Origin of the sequence: Sphingobacterium sp. FBM7-1 (genome assembly GCF_020687765.1) — a bacterium.
In the GTDB taxonomy this organism is placed as follows: domain Bacteria; phylum Bacteroidota; class Bacteroidia; order Sphingobacteriales; family Sphingobacteriaceae; genus Sphingobacterium.
This window is the reverse complement of sequence record NZ_JAJEWJ010000002.1, coordinates 478,394-496,973: the sequence shown is the minus strand read 5'-3', so window position 1 is coordinate 496,973 and position 18,580 is coordinate 478,394. Positions and strand designations below refer to the sequence as shown.

At 40.8% G+C, this 18,580-nt stretch carries 15 protein-coding genes; 5 read left to right on the top strand and 10 right to left on the bottom strand.

Going from position 1 to position 18,580, the window contains the following annotated elements; genetic code table 11:
• From LKO28_RS06390 to LKO28_RS06360, 7 genes are all read right to left on the bottom strand, one after another.
• A complete protein-coding gene (locus LKO28_RS06390; RefSeq protein WP_227693878.1) occupies window positions 1–1,197 on the bottom strand; it encodes a serine hydrolase domain-containing protein in 1,197 nt (398 codons plus the stop codon).
• 375 nt (window positions 1,198–1,572) lie between these two features.
• Window positions 1,573–3,225 carry a 2-oxo acid dehydrogenase subunit E2 gene (locus LKO28_RS06385; protein ID WP_227693877.1) on the bottom strand — a complete coding sequence of 551 codons (1,653 nt, stop codon included), beginning with the start codon at window positions 3,223–3,225 and terminating at the stop codon, window positions 1,573–1,575.
• A gap of 45 nt (window positions 3,226–3,270) precedes the next feature.
• Window positions 3,271–4,266, bottom strand: a complete 996-nt coding sequence (gene pdhA, locus LKO28_RS06380) for a pyruvate dehydrogenase (acetyl-transferring) E1 component subunit alpha (RefSeq protein WP_227693876.1) — start codon at window positions 4,264–4,266, stop codon at window positions 3,271–3,273.
• A 109-nt stretch (window positions 4,267–4,375) separates the two neighbouring features.
• On the bottom strand, window positions 4,376–5,755 hold the full coding sequence (gene hisS / locus LKO28_RS06375) for a histidine--tRNA ligase (protein WP_227693875.1): 1,380 nt from the start codon (window positions 5,753–5,755) through the stop codon (window positions 4,376–4,378).
• Window positions 5,756–6,043: 288 nt separating this feature from the next.
• The gene (gene rnc, locus LKO28_RS06370) at window positions 6,044–6,784 is read right to left on the bottom strand and encodes a ribonuclease III (RefSeq protein WP_227693874.1); all 741 of its coding nucleotides are present in this window, start codon (window positions 6,782–6,784) and stop codon (window positions 6,044–6,046) included.
• A gap of 86 nt (window positions 6,785–6,870) precedes the next feature.
• Window positions 6,871–8,124 carry a beta-ketoacyl-ACP synthase II gene (gene fabF, locus LKO28_RS06365; RefSeq protein ID WP_227693873.1) on the bottom strand — a complete coding sequence of 418 codons (1,254 nt, stop codon included), beginning with the start codon at window positions 8,122–8,124 and terminating at the stop codon, window positions 6,871–6,873.
• Between the two features lie 22 nt (window positions 8,125–8,146).
• Window positions 8,147–8,386 (bottom strand): acyl carrier protein, encoded by a 240-nt coding sequence (locus LKO28_RS06360; protein ID WP_105717695.1) that lies wholly within the window; start codon window positions 8,384–8,386, stop codon window positions 8,147–8,149.
• 259 nt (window positions 8,387–8,645) lie between these two features.
• Between LKO28_RS06360 and LKO28_RS15525 the strand changes: the two genes are divergently transcribed.
• The 4 genes from LKO28_RS15525 (at window position 8,646) to LKO28_RS06340 (ending at window position 14,397) form a co-directional block, all read left to right on the top strand.
• On the top strand, window positions 8,646–9,152 hold the full coding sequence (locus LKO28_RS15525) for an IPExxxVDY family protein (protein ID WP_227693872.1): 507 nt from the start codon (window positions 8,646–8,648) through the stop codon (window positions 9,150–9,152).
• Window positions 9,153–9,278: 126 nt separating this feature from the next.
• Window positions 9,279–10,709: a pyruvate kinase gene (gene pyk / locus LKO28_RS06350; RefSeq protein ID WP_227693871.1), complete on the top strand. Its 1,431-nt coding sequence runs from the start codon at window positions 9,279–9,281 to the stop codon at window positions 10,707–10,709.
• 176 nt (window positions 10,710–10,885) lie between these two features.
• On the top strand, window positions 10,886–13,528 hold the full coding sequence (locus LKO28_RS06345) for an outer membrane beta-barrel protein (protein ID WP_227693870.1): 2,643 nt from the start codon (window positions 10,886–10,888) through the stop codon (window positions 13,526–13,528).
• Between the two features lie 2 nt (window positions 13,529–13,530).
• Window positions 13,531–14,397, top strand: coding sequence for a GLPGLI family protein (locus LKO28_RS06340; RefSeq protein ID WP_227693869.1), 867 nt, complete (start codon window positions 13,531–13,533; stop codon window positions 14,395–14,397).
• 5 nt (window positions 14,398–14,402) lie between these two features.
• On the opposite strand, the gene LKO28_RS06335 is transcribed toward LKO28_RS06340, so the two are convergent.
• Window positions 14,403–14,759 carry an MmcQ/YjbR family DNA-binding protein gene (locus LKO28_RS06335; RefSeq protein ID WP_227693868.1) on the bottom strand — a complete coding sequence of 119 codons (357 nt, stop codon included), beginning with the start codon at window positions 14,757–14,759 and terminating at the stop codon, window positions 14,403–14,405.
• Between the two features lie 12 nt (window positions 14,760–14,771).
• A complete protein-coding gene (locus LKO28_RS06330; protein WP_227693867.1) occupies window positions 14,772–15,323 on the bottom strand; it encodes a thioredoxin family protein in 552 nt (183 codons plus the stop codon).
• Window positions 15,324–15,595: 272 nt separating this feature from the next.
• Between LKO28_RS06330 and dnaK the strand changes: the two genes are divergently transcribed.
• Complete coding sequence (gene dnaK / locus LKO28_RS06325; RefSeq protein ID WP_227693866.1) at window positions 15,596–17,503, top strand: molecular chaperone DnaK; 1,908 nt, start codon at window positions 15,596–15,598, stop codon at window positions 17,501–17,503.
• A gap of 161 nt (window positions 17,504–17,664) precedes the next feature.
• Here the strand turns inward: dnaK and LKO28_RS06320 are convergent, their stop codons facing one another.
• Window positions 17,665–18,579: an NDP-sugar synthase gene (locus tag LKO28_RS06320; protein WP_227693865.1), complete on the bottom strand. Its 915-nt coding sequence runs from the start codon at window positions 18,577–18,579 to the stop codon at window positions 17,665–17,667.
• Between the last annotated feature and the right edge of the window lies 1 nt (window position 18,580).

Genomic DNA, 18,580 nt, shown 5'->3' with positions numbered 1-18,580 from the left:
TTAGTTGACAATAAAATCTCCATTTGTATTATAAGCGTTTTGCCTTAACACAGGCATTTTAAGAATCCTATAGAGCTCATCCAACTTCACCAAGCTCCCATTTACCATATTGGATAATAAGACAATTGTAATATCATTCGTCAAATCCCGAACGTATAAATTACGAAACCCATGCCACCACCCTGTATGGTACACTATTTGAGCTTCTCGTGGCGAAAATGTCCTCCAACCATAACCGTAACTAAAAAGGTTACGTCGGGCGTCACTCCGAGGAACGTAAGCAGAATCTAGCAGAACCTTATCGATAATCCTACCTTCTTTTAGCGCGATATCCAACAAAAACAAATCTTGAACAGTACTATAAATACCTTTATCTCCCACCGGCCCGTCCAAATAATTTTGCACTACCGATCTCCTCCAAACCCTGTCATGTCCGACAACATCCGTCGGTATCTTATCATACACAGCTTTTGATAAAACCGCCGTATTTTTCATACCCGCCTTATCGAAAATCGCCTCCTTCATGTATACCGCAAAATCCTGTCCAGTAACTTTTTCTATAATGGCCGCCAGCACCATATAATTCGAATTATTATAAAGGAAACGTCCGTCAGGCGCCCCGTAGCGTGCTGGCTTATGCTCAATCAACAAATCTATCGCATCCATGGTGCTCATCGCCTTACTGCGATCCTTCCATTTTTCCTCCGCAAAATAAATATAATTAGGAAGGCCACTACGATGACTCAAAAGCATTTGTACAGTAACATCCGGATACGGAAAGTTCGGGAAAAAATCGTTCACGGTTTGATCCAATCGCAATTTCCCCATCTCTGACAATTTTAATACACCAAGAGCTGTCAAGGGCTTTGAAACGGAAGCTAATTCAAATTTTGAGGTTATCCTTAAACTATCCTTAAGTAAATGGTCAGCCCATCCAAATGTGTTCTGATAAATTATCTTCCCTTTTTTAGCTATCAATACGTTTCCATTAAAAGCCGATTTACGATGTAGATTCTGCATGAAAGCATCTATTTTTTCATCTACATCCACTGGATTATACAAAAGCGCGATACTATCTTTTTCCTGCTGCTTCTGCTCTGCCTGCTCTATTTTCTTTTGTTTTGCTGACGGCGAAGAACAGGACACCAAACCGACAAGCAAACTAACTACTGCAATCTTAACAATATATATACTCACTACACTACCTCTCTACTATAATTAGATAATTTTACCGTCCCAAATTAATATTTATTAGAGGAAAAATCAAGGATTTAACCTTATCTTCCTTTCCGCTCACAAAAAAAGCGCTTAAAAATTTCTCCTCAATGAGTTTACCATGGGCTTGACAACATTTAACATAAAAAGAGGGATAGCACACTCGTACCATCCCTCTTTTAATATTAAAACGTCGCATCCAGATGTTGGAAGTCTGCAAAAACAATCCCTTTGCACTACAAATCCATTCAAATATACGAAGCGACGAACTTATGAACTTGTATTTAATTTTGGTGTTCATGAACGCACTTTGTTCGGCTTGCTTCCCTTTTACAATCAAAAGTGGAAACAATAAACTTATGCTAAAAGTCTGATAGGCGCTTCTAACAACCCCTTCAATGTCTGTAGAAATGCCGCTCCTGTCGCGCCATCAACCACACGATGGTCACAACCCAATGTCAACTTCATAACATTTCCGGGAACAACCGCACCATTTTTTACTACCGGAGTCTGCTGGATAGCACCTACAGATAAAATAGCTCCATCAGGCGAATTAATAATAGACGTAAATTCATCTATTCCGAACATCCCTAAATTAGAAACGGTAAAAGTCGATCCTTCCCAATCAGATGGTTGCAGTTTTTTAGCTTTTGCTTTCTGACCGTATTCCTTCACTTCTGCAGAAATATGAGATAATGATTTACCATCCGCAAAACGTACAACTGGCACCAATAACCCGTCTTCGACAGCCATTGCCACACCAACGTTCACATGTTCATTAAAACGAATGACATCCCCTTGCCATGAAGAATTTACAGCCGGATGCTGTTTTAATGCTACCGCTACAGCTTTTATAACGATATCGTTGAAAGACACCTTCACTGGAGCAACCGAATTGATTTGACCTCTTGCTTCAATCGCATTATCCATATCAACGGAGATTGTCAAATAGAAATGTGGCGCTGTAAATAAAGACTCTGATAAACGACGAGCAATGGTTTTGCGCATTTGCGAAACTTTTTGCTCCGTATATTTTTCCTCTCCAATATATTGAGGTAAAGATATTGTTTTGGTGTCTGTGCTAGCTGCAGCAGATGTTGCTGGAGAAGTTGCTTCTTTCGCTTTAGGAACAAAGTTCTCAACGTCTTTCTTAACGATCCGCCCACCTTCAGCAGAACCTTCCACTTCGTTCAAATTGACACCTTTATCTTTCGCAATTTTACGAGCCAAAGGAGACGCTTTAACGCGCGAATCATCTGACGAATCATCTTTAGCACTTGGAGGAATTGCCGCTTCCTGCTTTGCCTCCGCTCTATCCTGCTTAGATTCTTCCGATTTCGAAGCCTTAGCAGCACCACCTGTGGGCTGGTTCAATAGTGGAGTTACATCGGTACCTTCTGGACCAACGATAGCGATAATATCGTTCACCTTTGCCGCTTGTCCAGCTTCCACCCCAATGTGCAATAATACACCTTCCGCATAAGCGGTAACTTCCATTGTCGCTTTATCGGTTTCTACGTCCGCAATAGCGTCATCAGACTTGATGGCATCTCCTACTTTAAAGTTCCATTGTGCTATTACACCTTCCGTCATGGTATCACTCAATAACGGCATCGTAATAACTGTACAATCTAGATCTTCAGCAGAAACGGTGGATGAACCTTCATCTTTATCCCCTGCAACAGCTTTTTCTTCCTGCTCTTCAGACACCTCACTTGCTTTATCAGACGACGAAGAATCATCTCCTTCTAATAATGCCTTATAGTCCTCTCCTTCTTCGCCCAACACAGCTATTACAGCGTCAACCGCCACTGCTTCACCTTCTTTTGGACCGATATACAACAACGTACCCTCTTGATAGGATTCAAAATCCATTGTCGCCTTATCTGTTTCAACTTCGGCAACCAAATCACCGGAGCTTACCTTATCACCGACTTTTTTGTGCCATTTAGCGATTACACCTTCGGTCATAGTGTCGCTCATTTTCGGCATTCTTACTACTTCAGCCATATTGTATAGTAGATTATATCTATTAAGTTAAAGTAATTTACTAAATCATTCCTTTATAAAAGGATAATCTTCTTGTACATACACATCTTCATAGATGGCCGACGGGTCCGGATAGGGAGATTCCTCAGCGAACTTCACTGCCTCGTCTACCACTTTTTTTACCTCAGCCTCTACTTCTTTAAACCAAGTATCATCCGCATATTTATTTTCTACAATAGCAGCTTTAGTCGTAATCAAAGGGTCTTTTCCTTTATATTCTTCTAACTCTTCCTTTGTACGGTATTTCGCCGGATCAGACATAGAATGTCCTTTATAACGATATGTACGAATTTCTAAGAAAGTAGGACCTTCACCGGCACGAGCCCGTTGCACCGCCTCATCCATAGCATTATGCACGGCCACCGGATCCATTCCGTCCACTGGTGCACTCGGCATATCGAACGCATGTCCCATTTTGTAAATGTCCATCATGTTCGTGGTACGCTTAACAGAGGTCCCCATGGCATAGCCGTTGTTTTCACAAACAAAAATAACGGGTAACTTCCACAACATCGCCATATTAAACGCCTCATTTAAAGCACCCTGACGAACCGCACCATCCCCCATGAAACATACATTGACATTATCCGTACCTAAATATTGTTCCGCAAAAGCAATACCTGCACCCAAAGGAATCTGCCCACCAACGATACCATGTCCTCCCATCATACGATGTTCTTTAGAGAAAAAGTGCATAGAACCGCCTTTACCTTTCGAACAACCTGTAACTTTCCCAAAAAGCTCTGCCATACATTCATTAGCAGACATACCCTTTGCCAAAGCGTGTGCATGATCACGATAAGATGTGATTACTGTATCCGCTGGTCTCGTAGCAGAAACAGTTCCTGCCATAACGGCTTCCTGACCAATGTAAAGGTGACAAAATCCGCGGATTTTTTGCTGTCCATACAGTTGACCAGCTTTCTCCTCGAATTTACGCATAAGTAACATGGACTTATACCACTCTAAGTATGTTTCTTTTGTTATAGGTGTTGAACTCATTTTGAAGTATTGAATTTCTTAACTAATCCGACTACAAATCTAATCAATTATAACGATATATCGACCAATATTTCCACATGAAGTGGGATTTTTTTGCGATTCCACCACTCTAGCTTAAAAAAGTAATTAACTCTTCCTGTGAAACTTTCCGCTGCGTTCCTGACGCCATATCCTTTAACGAATACCTGCCTGACGCGATCTCCTCCTCGCCCACTAACAGCACATAAGGAATTTGTTTATCATCTGCATATCCCATTTGTTTCTTTAACTTAGCCGCTACCGGATAAAACTCCGCGGAAATACCTGCATCGCGGAGTTGGTATAATAAAGGAAGCGCATGTGGATAGGTTTCGTCTCCAAAATTAACAATAAGCACTTGCGTGGAAACCGAAGAAGACTCCGGAAACAGATTCAATTCTTCCAAAACATCATATATACGATCCGCTCCAAATGAAATCCCTACTCCCGTGAGATCCTTTAATCCAAACATACCCGTTAAATCATCGTATCTTCCTCCCCCACCGATACTTCCCATAGCCACCTCGTTTGTCTTTACTTCAAAAATACAGCCGGTGTAATAATTTAATCCGCGTGCCAATGTGATATCCAGCTCTACGACACTATCCAACAAATCTGCTGTCCCAAACTGCCGCAAATAACGAAACACCTGCTCCACTTCCTCAATCCCCTGCAAACCAACGGAAGAATCCCCTAATACATCCTTTAAGGCCCCCAGCTTCTCTACATTGGAGCCACCCAGCAAAATAATGGGCTTCAATACATTCAAATCCTCTTCCGTAAAACCTCGGTCCATTAATTCCTTGTGCACTCCCTCCAGACCTATCTTATCCAGCTTATCGATAGCCACCGTCATATCTACAATCAGCTCCGGCTTACCCACCACTTCTGCAATACCGGACAAAATCTTTCGGTTATTGATTTTAACAGTAAAATCCTTCAATCCTAAAGCGGTAAAAGCCTCTTGATAAACGAGCACAAACTCTGCCTCATTAAGCAATGAGGACGATCCAACGACATCGACGTCACATTGATAAAATTCTCTATATCGTCCACGCTGCGGCCTATCCGCCCGCCATACAGGCTGTATCTGAAAACGTTTAAAAGGAAGTGTGATTTCGTTCTGATGCATCACTACATAACGTGCGAAAGGCACCGTCAAATCATAACGAAGTGCCTTCTCGGAAATATAGGGAATTAACTTCTGGGAAGCCCTTTCAGTCAACAACTGATCGTGCGTCTTGGCGAGATAATCGCCCGAATTTAATATTTTAAAAATCAATTTATCACCCTCCTCACCATATTTTCCAGTTAGGGTCGCAAGGTTCTCAAAAGAAGGTGTTTGAATTTCGCTGTAACCAAATTTTCTAAAGACTGCTTTTAGCGTATTGAATATATAATTTCGCTTTTCCATTTCTCGAGGCGAGAAATCGCGCGTTCCTTTTGCTAACGAAGGTTTGATATTTGCCATACGGCAAAGGTAATAAAACTGTTATTACTTTTTTTCCTCAAAAAAAGTAAACCAAAAAACGTCGTTTCAAATCTTTTAGAAGGAGGATAGTGCTAATATGCGTTTCTACAGGCCTCAAAATTTAATATATCCTGCTACCTAGCACTTCCCCCCCCCCACATCGAGAATAATTTGGATGCGACCCTTAAGGTTGGGATTTGGGTCGTGCAATTCTGTAAAAGGTCAATTATCGAACGTTACGAAAATCATAATAATCAAACAAATAAGTGATCCTTACAATTTATCAGTTCAGACAACCTGAAAGACTTTCAATTCTTCACAAGCTTTCTCGGCAGCCAATTTTTCTGCACTCTTTTTATTAAAGTCTTTTCCCACCCCGTGAACCTCACCATTTATAAGGACTTCTACCGTAAATAACTTAGAGGATTCGCCGGGCAGACTCTCGACCGGTACAAACTGTATATCTTTCCCCAAATGCTGACACCACTCGATAAGTCGACTTTTAAAATTGGTCTCCGTAACTTCTAACAGATGGATATCGACGTGTGGTTTAATAATCCTCGTAAGTAGAAACTCTCGGGTAAAAGCATACCCTTTATCCATATATACCGCTCCAACGACAGCTTCAAAAGCATCCCCCAGCAGGGATCCCTGTTTATTTGGATAACTAATCATCCGCGCATCATACTCGATCAACTCGTTGAATCCGAGTTTACGAGACAGCTGATTCAAATTAGCACGACTGACTATTTTAGAACGAAGTTCCGTCAAAAAACCTTCGTCTTTATAAGGATATAGCTTAAATAATAGCTCCGCCACGACACTACCTAACACCGCGTCTCCTAAAAATTCAAGACGCTCGTTGCTATTCTTCACTCCGCCCTTGACTGTAGTAGCCACAGATTTATGCCGAAAAGCTAGCTGATATAGTTTAATGTTTCCTGGCACAAAACCAAGAATATTCTTTAGCTTACGAACATAAGCTCTATATGGCGAAAAGTATAAATGGTATATCCGTAAGAAAGGCATTAAGTAAATAAATAAGTAATAGGCAGTTTCTCTTCGAAACCACCTATTATTTGTACCTCAATACGATCCTCTTAATATCAAAATATTTAAGAGTGGTATTTCTTTACAATAATGGACGCGTTATGTCCCCCAAAACCGAATGTATTGCTCAACGCAGCATTTACCTCCCGTTTTTGGGCTTTATTAAATGTAAAATTTAGATTATTATCAATCTCTGGATCATCTGTAAAATGATTAATAGTAGGCGGCACAATATCGTGTTTGACCGATAAGATAGAAGCCATAGCTTCTACAGCTCCCGCCGCACCCAGCAGATGTCCTGTCATGGATTTTGTCGAACTGAGGTTCATTTTATAAGCATGATCACCAAATAAACCGATAATAGCTTTTGGTTCACTGAGATCACCGACCGGCGTAGACGTACCGTGAAGATTGATATAATCAATATCAGTATATTCGAGCCCTGCGTCCGCAACCGCCATGGTCATCGCTAATTTCGCACCGAGACCCTCCGGATGAGATGCAGTAATGTGGTGAGCATCCGCGCTCATTCCACCTCCTGCGACTTCTGCATAAATTTTGGCTCCTCGAGCCAGCGCGTGCTCTAAGCTTTCCAAGATGATAGCACCCGAACCCTCACCCGAAACAAAACCATCACGATCCTTATCAAAAGGACGGGATGCTGTTTTCGGATCATCGTTACGGGTAGACAGAGCGTGCATCGCATTAAACCCACCTATCCCAGCTTCGTTTACAGTCGCTTCCGATCCACCGGTAATGATAATATCTGCTTTCCCTAATCGAATATAGTTAAAAGCATCAATCATTGCATTCGTAGCAGAAGCACAAGCAGAAACTGCCGAAAAATTTGGCCCGTGCAAACCATAACGCATAGAGATATGACCAGGAGCTATATCAATAAGCATTTTTGGAATAAAGAAAGGATTGAAACGAGGTGTTCCGTCACCTTTGACATAATTTGCTACTTCTTCGGTAAAAGTAGTCAAACCTCCAATACCAGCCCCCCAAATAACACCGATTCGGTTTCTGTCTAACTTATCGAATTCTAATCCAGCATCTTTTACCGCCTCATCGGTAGAGGCAATAGCATACTGAACGAAAGGATCGACCTTGCGAGCCTCTTTGCGATCCATATAATTATGTGGATCAAATCCCTTCACTTCACAAGCGAATTGGGTCTTAAATTTTGATGCATCGAAATGCGTAATAGGAGCAGCACCGCTCACACCATTAACTAATGCGTTCCAATAACTTGAAACGTCATTTCCTAAAGGTGTGAGGGCGCCTAACCCTGTTACAACTACTCTTTTAAGCTCCATTAAATATGTTTGGCCTAATAAATTAGTTATTAACGTTCTTTTCTAAGTAAGAGATAGCTTGACCCACTGTACTGATGTTTTCAGCTTGATCATCTGGAATAGCTACGTTAAATTCTTTTTCGAACTCCATGATCAACTCAACTGTATCAAGTGAGTCTGCACCTAAATCATTCGTGAATGAAGCCTCTGGTGTTACTTCTGCTTCGTCTACACCTAACTTTTCAACGATAATTGCTTTTACTCTTGATGCGATATCTGACATGATATTATAATTTAATTGTTTAATAAATCTGTGCAAAGAAAAATAATTTTCCCCAAATATCAAACCCTTTTTTGAGTTGATGCTGGGAAAGAAGAACGTTCAGACCTAATAATCCGTCCAAAAACCGCTACCATACAGAGCGTACCCCAATATTAACACTTTTTTTTGTTTATAGCAAGAACTTTAAAACCGATGCACTTTTTAGCCATAAAAAAGGAAAAGCTTACTTTAAAGACGATTTTTTCTTAATTTCGAAACTGTGAGTATTACAAAAAAGCATTTAATATTAGACCTCGATTTTGATATCGAACTTGATTTTGCGTTAGTCGGTATCAGTTCGCCCTTGCGAGATTATAGACTCTGTCATTTTTTATATAAACATACCGGTCTGGCATTTTTGCGCGGGAAAGAAGACTATATTGACCACAAAGGCTATGTAAAAGAAAAAGATCCAGATGAAATGGATTATCACATCGTATATGAAAAAAGCAAACAAAAAACACCTTACAAACACTATTTCACGATATACCGCTATTGTGACAATAATTTCGAATTCGAGTTTTATTTGATAAATAACCGTAGTTTAGAGGGTGCTTTACTGTTGCCTGAACTCCCAAATTTTGATTATTTTTTAATTATAAAACACTATATTGACCGTCATGACCTTCGAACATTATTGTCCGACATAAAAAACATCAACGAGGTCATTCTCGTCAAAAAGTTAGACCCCGCCTCATTGAAATCCAAAGAAAATCTTATATTTTAGCATATATTAATTACTCAAAGTGTAAATTTTACACTTCGCTAAACCTTACTTATTAAACATATTGTTATTTTTGCACATAATTATTACGCTAAAGAAGATAATATCTATACAAATAAAACACTGTAAATGAATAAGATTCAAAAAAGGACAAAAATTGTTGCCACACTAGGTCCGGCATCGTCGGATAAGACAATATTGACCAACATGATTGCAAAAGGCGTGGATGTTTGTCGTCTTAATTTCTCCCACGGCAGCCAGGACGACCACCTTAAAGTGATTCAAACTATCCAAGAAATTAATAATGAACATCCTTTCAACGTAGGGATTTTAGCCGACCTTCAAGGTCCTAAAATTCGTATCGGCAAAATGAAAGAAGGTGGCGCCATCTTAATCAATGGCTCAGAAGTTGAAATTACCACCAAAGAACTTATCGGTGACGAAAAGCGCATATACATTACCTACGACAACTTTCCGAACGATGTCAAAGAGAATGAAATTATCCTATTAGACGACGGTAAACTGCAATTGCGGGTCCTCAGTACGAATCACAAAGACACCGTAAAATGTCAAGTAGTGCACGGTGGCGTATTAACTTCCCGCAAAGGAGTCAACCTCCCCAATACAAAAGTTTCCATCCCGTCCCTGACGGAAGAAGACATGGACAATCTCCACTTTGCTTTGGATAACGGAGCCGATTGGATCGCGATGTCCTTCGTGCGTTCAGCAGAAGACATTCACCAATGTAAGCAAATCATCAAGGAAAAAGGAAGTCACGCGTTAGTCATTGCAAAAATAGAGAAACCAGAAGCTATAGATAATATTGATGCTATTATCGAAGCAACCGATGCAATTATGGTAGCACGTGGAGATCTAGGAGTCGAAATGCCTATGGAAGTAGTACCCGGCTTACAGAAGACCATCGTACAAAAATGTCGGGATCTTTCGAAACCGGTAATTATCGCTACGCAAATGCTAGAAAGCATGATCACTACACCTCGTCCTACACGCGCAGAAGTAAACGACGTAGCCAATTCTGTTCTAGACGGAGCCGATGCGGTGATGCTAAGTGGCGAAACTTCTGTGGGTGATTTTCCAGAAATCGTTATCGAAACTATGGCGAAAGTGATTACCCAAGTAGAGCGCACGTCATACCCTTATTACAGCCCTAAAGATGGAGTTCAAGCCAACCTAACGAGAATACCCGACGCTATCTGTGGTTCCTCCATACATCTTGCAAAAAACACCAATGCCTCCGCTATCGCAGTCATGACCTCTTCAGGCTACACAGCATTTGAAATTTCAAGCTATCGCCCAAATGCGGACATATATGTATTCACAGGCAACAAGAAATTGATTAACCTACTGAGTTTGGTATGGGGTGTACGCGTCTTCGTATACAGCAAGTTCGAAAGTACCGATGGTACTATTCAAGATGTAAACGGTTTGCTCAAAGAGCTCAACCTGGTATCTCCGGGGCAGATTGTCATCAATACTGCTTCCACACCGCTGCATCAAAAAGGAAAAACAAATACCATCCGAGTATCCCAACTGGATTAAGTAAGAGTAACGACATATAGACAAAAAAGCGTAGGCCAAAACCTACGCTTTTTTCGTGCCCCTATTTGTATCAAAGCTATTACAAGTGTCATTTTAACAGGAAATTATGCAATTTCTTGTTTTCTTTGACCTACTAGCTTTAATTAATGAAAAGGTGCATATTTATTTTTCTGTGCATGATTAGCCACTATCTGTCTGCACAATCCATCGAGGGAATGGTTGTCGACCAGGCAGACCAAAACGCATTGGAGAACGCCTCCATTGTCCTTTTGGACACCGACTCTATCATGCGCTATTTTACTCGAACAACACCGAACGGAAAATTCAATTTCAGCAAAATAGAAAAAGGGGAATATCTGCTACTGGTGACCTATCCTAAATTTGAGATCTACAGTCAACCTTTACATATAGAAAATAATACCGTTGACCTCAAAAAAATCGGTATCAACTCCCAATCCAACTTACTGGAAGAAGTAGTTATCAATCAAAGAATTCCCATCAAGATTAAAGGGGACACGATAGAGTACGATGCTGGAAGTTTCGAAACGGAAAAAAATGCCAAACTAGAAGATCTACTACGTAGACTACCCGGCTTAACCGTATCTGCTTCGGGTGAAATTACCGCTCAAGGAAAAAGTGTTTCTAAAGTATTAATCGACGGAGAAGAGTTTTTCGGCTACGACCCCAAGATTGCTATCCGGAATGTAAGAGCCGACGCGATAGACAAGGTTCAAGTGTATGAAAGAAAATCAGACGAAGCAGAGCTAACCGGTATTGACGATGGGGTTCGGCTTCAAACTGTTAATGTAGTTTTGAAGGAAGAAGCAAGAAGCGGCATCTTCGGAAATGCAAACGCCAATATCGGTACCAACCATCTTTTCGACGCCAACCTATTCGTCGGGAAATTCAACCGATCGGAGCGGCTCGCCGTAACCGGGAATTGGAATAACATGGGAAATAGCGGAGACGCCAGTCGAATCCGCATGAACAACCAGATCATCGGACATCCACAACATAAAAATGTAGGCATGAACTACGAGAACAATTTTTTTGAAAAAAAATTACACTTGACATCCAGTTACAATTTTAGTAATAATGGTATGGCCAACGAATCCGCGAATTATAATAGACGGATTTTAAACGATAATCAAACACAGGAAACTACGCGCGAATCCACCTCAGAGAATGACAACAGAAGGCACACCCTCCGTTCACGAATTCGCTATCGTATAGATTCCATAAGCAATTTAAATATCCGACTAGATGGAGGAAAAGGACGACAATCTTCCGCTTCCACATCTTCCAGCAACACCTTACGGAACGAAAACATAAAAGCAAACGAATTTAAAAGTCGGAACAACAGCGAAAGCGATAGTGAAAACATGAATTTGCGTTTAGATTACCGCAGACGATTAAATAAAAAAGGCCGGAGTCTAAACCTCCATCTCAATACCCAAACAGACAATACTACATCCAACAATCAAGTAAACGAACAAACCAAGCTGTACGACGCCCTTGGTATAATTCAAGATACGGTCATCGTCGACCAAACCCGCTTATCCGAAAACAAAAGCAATAATTTAGGAGCCGCTATCAACATTAGTGAGCCGCTCACGAAACACCTAAATCTGACTTTAGGTTACAACTTCAACAGTTCAAGCCGAAATGCGCTTGTTAACGCCTATGATAATGATGCAAATGTTCTAATCTTAGATAGTGTGTATTCGAAAAATGAAACAAACGATGCGCACACAAACGGCATGAATGTTAATCTAAATTTCCACAGCGAAAAATTGAATATTAACTTATCCAACCGGACGACGCACCGACATCAAGCCCTGGCAGATAGTTACCGAGATATCGAACTTTCCAGAAACTTCTGGCAGAACAATTTGAATGCAAACATATCCTATCGTATTACAAACAATAAAAACCTGAACATTGGTTATCAAAATAACACCAATGTACCTAGTTTTTCGCAGCTCCAACCTATACAACCTCCTACCAACGAGTTATACCGACAGCTAGGAAATCCGAATTTGGGTAGAGAAACCAACAACAATATAAGCTTCAATTTCAATAAATTTAGTTTATTGAAAGCATCATCCTTTAATATCAACGCAAATAGTGGCTTTACTAAAAATGCGATTGTCAACCGATCTATTATCGACACCGAAGGAAGAACCACCACCACTTTTGTCAATATTCAAGACCATATCAACTGGAACGGACGCATTCACGCAAATTATACGCGTCCCATCTTAAATGGCAGCGTTCAGCTTGGACCGTTTACGTCCGCGCAGTTCAGCAACAATTATGGATATATCAACGGCGATCTCAACCGCAGCAATAACACCAATACGCAGATAGGCATCAACTCCAACAAGCAAAACTCCAAAAACATCGATTTTAACGTTAATGTAAGTCTAGGTGTGAATAACGAAGTAAACAGCATACAGAAAGAATTGAACAATACCGCATTCAGATCTTCAGCAAATGCCGATTTAAAATACTTTCTACCATTTAAGTTTAGTCTAACACAAGTTATATTCTATAGTTATACCGGAAAATCCAAGGTTTTCCCCGACCCAATCCGGCAATTCTACATGAATTTAGAACTTACCCGCAAACTATTAAAAGACGAATCCCTGTTGTTGAGTGTTAAAGCCTTCGATGTATTCAATAGCTTCAACAATACCAATCGCTCTTTCAACAACAATAACTTTTCCGAAACACAGCAAGAAATGCTTACACAATACTTTTTAATAGGTATGAAATGGGATTTTAACAAGAATTTAGGCAAGAAAAAGGAAAACTAAAAATGACAAAACTGATTTTGTTTTATATCATATGCTGTAGTGTTTGTATCGCAGAAACCCGTGCACAACATGCCTATTTTCCTTCCAAAGGAATCATCAGTTTTGAGAAAGAAGTATATTTAAGGGCAAGGATACGGGAGATGGCCAATCAAACGGATGGAAGAAATCGCGGGATGATGATGCGCTTTGGTAGCAATATCGATGACGTCCCCGAAAAGAACTCCACGATGTTCACCTTGCGTTTTGACGAGGATGAAACACTCATGCTTCCTGCCGAAGAAGCCGAAGCAACATCAAACAACACTACTACTAGTCGAGCTACCGGGAACAGGGGCGGCAATAGAAATAGTAATCGTCGAAATGGCTCCACCAATATTCGTCAATCAACCAGGCCCGGAGAACATAAAGTATATTACCAGAACCTCCAGCACGGTATCAGTGAACTCGAAATCGATTTAGACGAAAAATACCTGTTAAAGGATTCATTACAGCATATCACCTGGCGCTTTACCGATGAGTATCGGAACATAGCCGGCTATGATTGCCGGCGCGTTAATGGAGCCACGCCCGATTCCCTTTATATCGTTGCATTTTATACGGATCAAATTCCTATATCCGGTGGTCCCGCATTAGTACACGGACTTCCCGGAATGATTTTAGGACTAGCAATTCCAGAAATGCATATCAATTACTGGGCACGCCAGGTAGACTTCGTTGTGGACAACGTACCTAACCAATGGCGAGATAAAAAGAGTAAGCCCATCACCATGACCGAGTTTTTCGATGCTTTAGGGAACAACCGGTTTTTCGGAGGCGGGGCCAATCCACAACAAAAACGACGGAATCTATTAGAGAATTTAATTTACTAAGATTACTATTTTAAAGTTGCTTTTACTGCTTTAGGTAGCGAATTGCAAACTAATGTATAGCTGTCATCGATAAACGTCCTCAAACGTTCATCCGAAAGTTGGCGATTACAATATACCGTATTCCAATGTTTTTTGTTCATGTGATAACCCGGAATAACCGTTTCCGAATAGTTCAGCCTTAATTCAATGGCTACATCAGGGTCACATTTCACGTTGAAACTTAAAGATTCTACTTGATCCAACCCCACTAATAGGAACACCTTTCCGCACACTTTAAAAACTAACGTATCCGGACCGAAAGGTAACTCTTCTGATACTTGCTGCTTCGTAAGACAGTACTCGCGGATGTCTTCAATGTTCATCCTACTAAACGATTAACTTAACTGCGCAAGCAGTTCTCTTTGCAGTATTTCTCCTTTATCCTCATTGTACCATTTCTGCAAAGCCTCTTTAATCTCTTCGAAAGGGCGCTCTTCATCCTTCATCTGCATATATATACGCTGTAATGGTTCCGGACGAGGCCCCCATATAACTTTATCATGCCCGACATCGTTCCTGATAATAAGTTTAGGAATAGATTTACTTCCATCAGTAAGATAATCCTCGATCAGAAACGGCTCACTATCACGCAGCTGTATTTCGAAGTCAATATTCGGATTGTTTCTCACCATTTGATAAAGCTGAGGCACGGAATGCGCAGCATCACCACACCACGGCTCCGTGATTACAATCCAATGTTGCGGCTCAGTTATGCTCGCTATCAAGCTCTTCATCGCATCCTGCGGCTCAAACCGTTTCAGCCAACGGTTCATTCTCGACCAATTTAACTTCGTATAATTTAAGTACTCCTCATTCCCGTAGGGGTCATAATCCTCCGGGGAAGCCAAAATCTGGTCAAAATAATCTACGTATTCTTGAAAGGTCATGTCTATGTTCGTCTTACCAGACGAATTTACTAATTAATTTCGGGTAAAAAAAAACGTGTCGCGCGGAGAGGATGTGTTTCACTCGTTTCCAAAGACTTTCTTTTCTTATGCACTATTATTTATGTTAATATTATGACAGTTTGACAGCGTCAAAAAGAATAATAACGACATAAAATACATTTTTGTGCCGTTTTTGACCTTGGCACAAGTGTTGTTAACACCTTACGTAGCATAAAAATTATTACTCATTCGTAAATATAAAATAACGAGATATGTCAAAAATTATTGGAATCGACTTAGGTACTACAAACTCATGTGTTGCCGTGATGGAGGGTAACGAGCCGGTAGTTATTGCCAACAATGAAGGAAAGCGCACTACCCCTTCCATTGTAGCGTTTGTAGAAGGTGGTGAACGTAAAGTAGGAGACCCGGCAAAACGCCAGGCGATCACTAATCCTCATAAAACAGTTTATTCAATCAAACGTTTTATGGGTTTGTCATACGATGAATCTATAAAGGAAGCCGATCAAGTACCTTATAAAGTTGTAAAAGGTGACAACAACACGCCTCGTGTTGAAATCGATGACCGAAAATATACGCCTCAGGAAATTTCTGCGATGACACTTCAAAAGATGAAGAAAACAGCAGAGGATTTCTTAGGTCAAGAAGTGACGGAAGCGGTTATTACCGTTCCGGCATATTTTAACGATGCACAACGTCAGGCTACGAAAGAAGCAGGCGAGATCGCTGGTCTTACGGTAAAACGTATTATCAATGAGCCAACCGCCGCCGCTTTGGCCTATGGCTTAGATAAAGCCCACAAAGACATGAAAATTGTTGTGTTCGACTGTGGTGGCGGTACACATGATGTATCCGTACTGGAGTTAGGCGACGGGGTGTTCGAAGTGAAATCCACAGATGGGGATACCCATTTAGGAGGTGACGATTTTGATAATGTGATCATTAACTGGCTGGCAGAAGAATTTGCAAACGAAAACAATGGCTTCGATCTTAAAAAAGATGCGATGGCACTACAACGTTTAAAAGAAGCAGCAGAGAAAGCTAAAATCGAATTATCCAGCACTACTTCCACAGAGATTAACCTACCTTATATCACGGCTGACGCTACTGGTCCTAAACACTTAGTACGCACCCTATCACGCGCTAAATTCGAATCTTTAGCTGCTGATCTTATTAGCCGTACTATAGAGCCTTGTAAATCCGCATTGAAAAACGCAGGATTTTCTACTTCCGATATTGATGAAATCATTTTGGTTGGGGGTTCTACTCGTATTCCAGCTATTGTAGAAGCAGTTAAAAGTTTCTTTGGCAAGGAACCTTCAAAAGGTGTAAACCCAGACGAAGTTGTAGCCCTTGGAGCCGCTATACAAGGAGGAGTATTGACAGGAGAAGTAAAAGATGTATTGTTGTTAGACGTTACCCCTCTTTCTTTAGGTATAGAAACGATGGGCGGTGTGATGACCAAATTAATAGAAGCAAACACCACTATCCCGACCAAAAAGTCAGAGGTATTCTCTACAGCATCAGACAACCAGCCATCCGTAGAAATTCACATTCTACAAGGAGAGCGTCCCATGGCATCTCAAAACCGTACAATTGGTCGTTTCCAATTAACGGATATTCCGCCAGCACCTCGCGGTGTGCCTCAAATCGAAGTAACATTTGATATTGACGCGAACGGTATTATCAAAGTATCTGCAAAAGATAAAGCCACTGGTAAAGAGCAAAACATACGCATTGAAGCTTCCTCTGGATTATCTGAAGAAGAAATCCAAAAAATGAAACAAGAAGCAGAAGCAAACGCAGAAGCAGATAAAAAAGTAAAAGAAGAAGCCGAAAAAATAAATGCAGCTGACGCCTTAGTCTTTTCAACAGAAAAACAATTGAAAGAATATGGCGACAAATTATCTGCAGATAAAAAAGGTGCTATCGAAGCCGGATTAGAGAAATTGAAAACAGCTTATGCTGCGAAAAACTTTGCCGAGATCGACACCGCATCTACTGAACTTCAAAATGCTTGGAATGCCGCTTCAGAAGAAATGTATGCCGCTTCACAAGAAGGAGGCGCACAACAGGCACAAGGTGCCGCTGATCAAACAAATGACCAAAAACAAGGCGGTGACGACGTGCAGGATGTAGAATTTGAAGAAGTGAAATAAATTTCTATTTATCATACCAAAAGAAAGCCCCGTTGGAAATTCAGCGGGGCTTTTTTATAAAATATTAAAATTATACGCTTGCTTCTGTTTTAAATAATATTTTAAGCGATACACAGATGGAATCCTTCCAAAGATGCTGTACATCGAAATTTACTATCATACTAAAACAATTTATTTGGATATATCCCTTCTTTAACCAAATTAGAAATCGATTCTTCCACCACCGGTTTATCTTCTTTGTAAGTTACCCCAAACCATTTAGAAGACGTCGGGATAACCCGAAAACTTGCCTTGTTGGCTTTCACCAAATAATCAGGAACCGAAGGGATAAAGAACTCCGATTTTGGATTATCCCCGTTCTGTTCTACGAATTCCACAAACATATCTTGAGCAACTTCAAAAATATGTGGTGTAAATCCCCAAAAATTCATAGAAACCCGTGTATCCGGATCTAAATCATGCTGCTTGCCCTCTTCTTCGTAAACGATTTTCCGGTTGCCGTCCCCATCCGTCACGTAATAGATATTCGTACGCTCCGTTACCGAAACCATATTCCCTCTTTCGTCGACATCACACACACCTCGGGATACATATCCGTAATCCGACATCGTATTACCAACTTTAAAACCCATTAATGCCATATTATCGTCACTCACCTCGCTTTGTAAGAAAGCTGCCATCTTTTCAAAAGCATCTTTCCCATAAAAATCATCCGCATTTATCACGCAAAAAGGTTCGTTGACGTGCTCCTTGGCACTCATCACCGCATGTGCCGTGCCCCAGGGCTTCGTACGTTCAATCACCTTATTGACACCAAATTTCGTCAAATCAAAACTTTGAAAAGCATAATCCACTTCAATCTTACCTTTCAACTTTTCATCAAAAACGCTCCGCATCCTATCCAGAAATTCTTCACGAATAACAAATACTACCTTTCCAAAACCCGCACGAATAGCATCGTATATTGAATAGTCGATGATGGTTTCGCCATGCGGGCCGAACCCATCCATCTGCTTAAGTGATCCATATCTACTCGCCATTCCCGCGGCTAGAATTAACAATGTTGGTTTACTCATT

Coding starts and splice junctions, on each gene's coding strand:
- fabF (WP_227693873.1), bottom strand. CDS start 8,124: ATGGAGCTTAAAAGAGTAGTTGTAACAGGGTTAGGCGCCCTCACACCT.
- hisS (WP_227693875.1), bottom strand. CDS start 5,755: ATGGCAAATATCAAACCTTCGTTAGCAAAAGGAACGCGCGATTTCTCG.
- LKO28_RS06385 (WP_227693877.1), bottom strand. CDS start 3,225: ATGGCTGAAGTAGTAAGAATGCCGAAAATGAGCGACACTATGACCGAA.
- pdhA (WP_227693876.1), bottom strand. CDS start 4,266: ATGAGTTCAACACCTATAACAAAAGAAACATACTTAGAGTGGTATAAG.
- LKO28_RS06320 (WP_227693865.1), bottom strand. CDS start 18,579: ATGAGTAAACCAACATTGTTAATTCTAGCCGCGGGAATGGCGAGTAGA.
- LKO28_RS06330 (WP_227693867.1), bottom strand. CDS start 15,323: ATGACCTTTCAAGAATACGTAGATTATTTTGACCAGATTTTGGCTTCC.
- LKO28_RS06335 (WP_227693868.1), bottom strand. CDS start 14,759: ATGAACATTGAAGACATCCGCGAGTACTGTCTTACGAAGCAGCAAGTA.
- LKO28_RS06345 (WP_227693870.1), top strand. CDS start 10,886: ATGATTAGCCACTATCTGTCTGCACAATCCATCGAGGGAATGGTTGTC.
- LKO28_RS06340 (WP_227693869.1), top strand. CDS start 13,531: ATGACAAAACTGATTTTGTTTTATATCATATGCTGTAGTGTTTGTATC.
- pyk (WP_227693871.1), top strand. CDS start 9,279: ATGAATAAGATTCAAAAAAGGACAAAAATTGTTGCCACACTAGGTCCG.
- rnc (WP_227693874.1), bottom strand. CDS start 6,784: ATGCCTTTCTTACGGATATACCATTTATACTTTTCGCCATATAGAGCT.
- dnaK (WP_227693866.1), top strand. CDS start 15,596: ATGTCAAAAATTATTGGAATCGACTTAGGTACTACAAACTCATGTGTT.
- LKO28_RS06360 (WP_105717695.1), bottom strand. CDS start 8,386: ATGTCAGATATCGCATCAAGAGTAAAAGCAATTATCGTTGAAAAGTTA.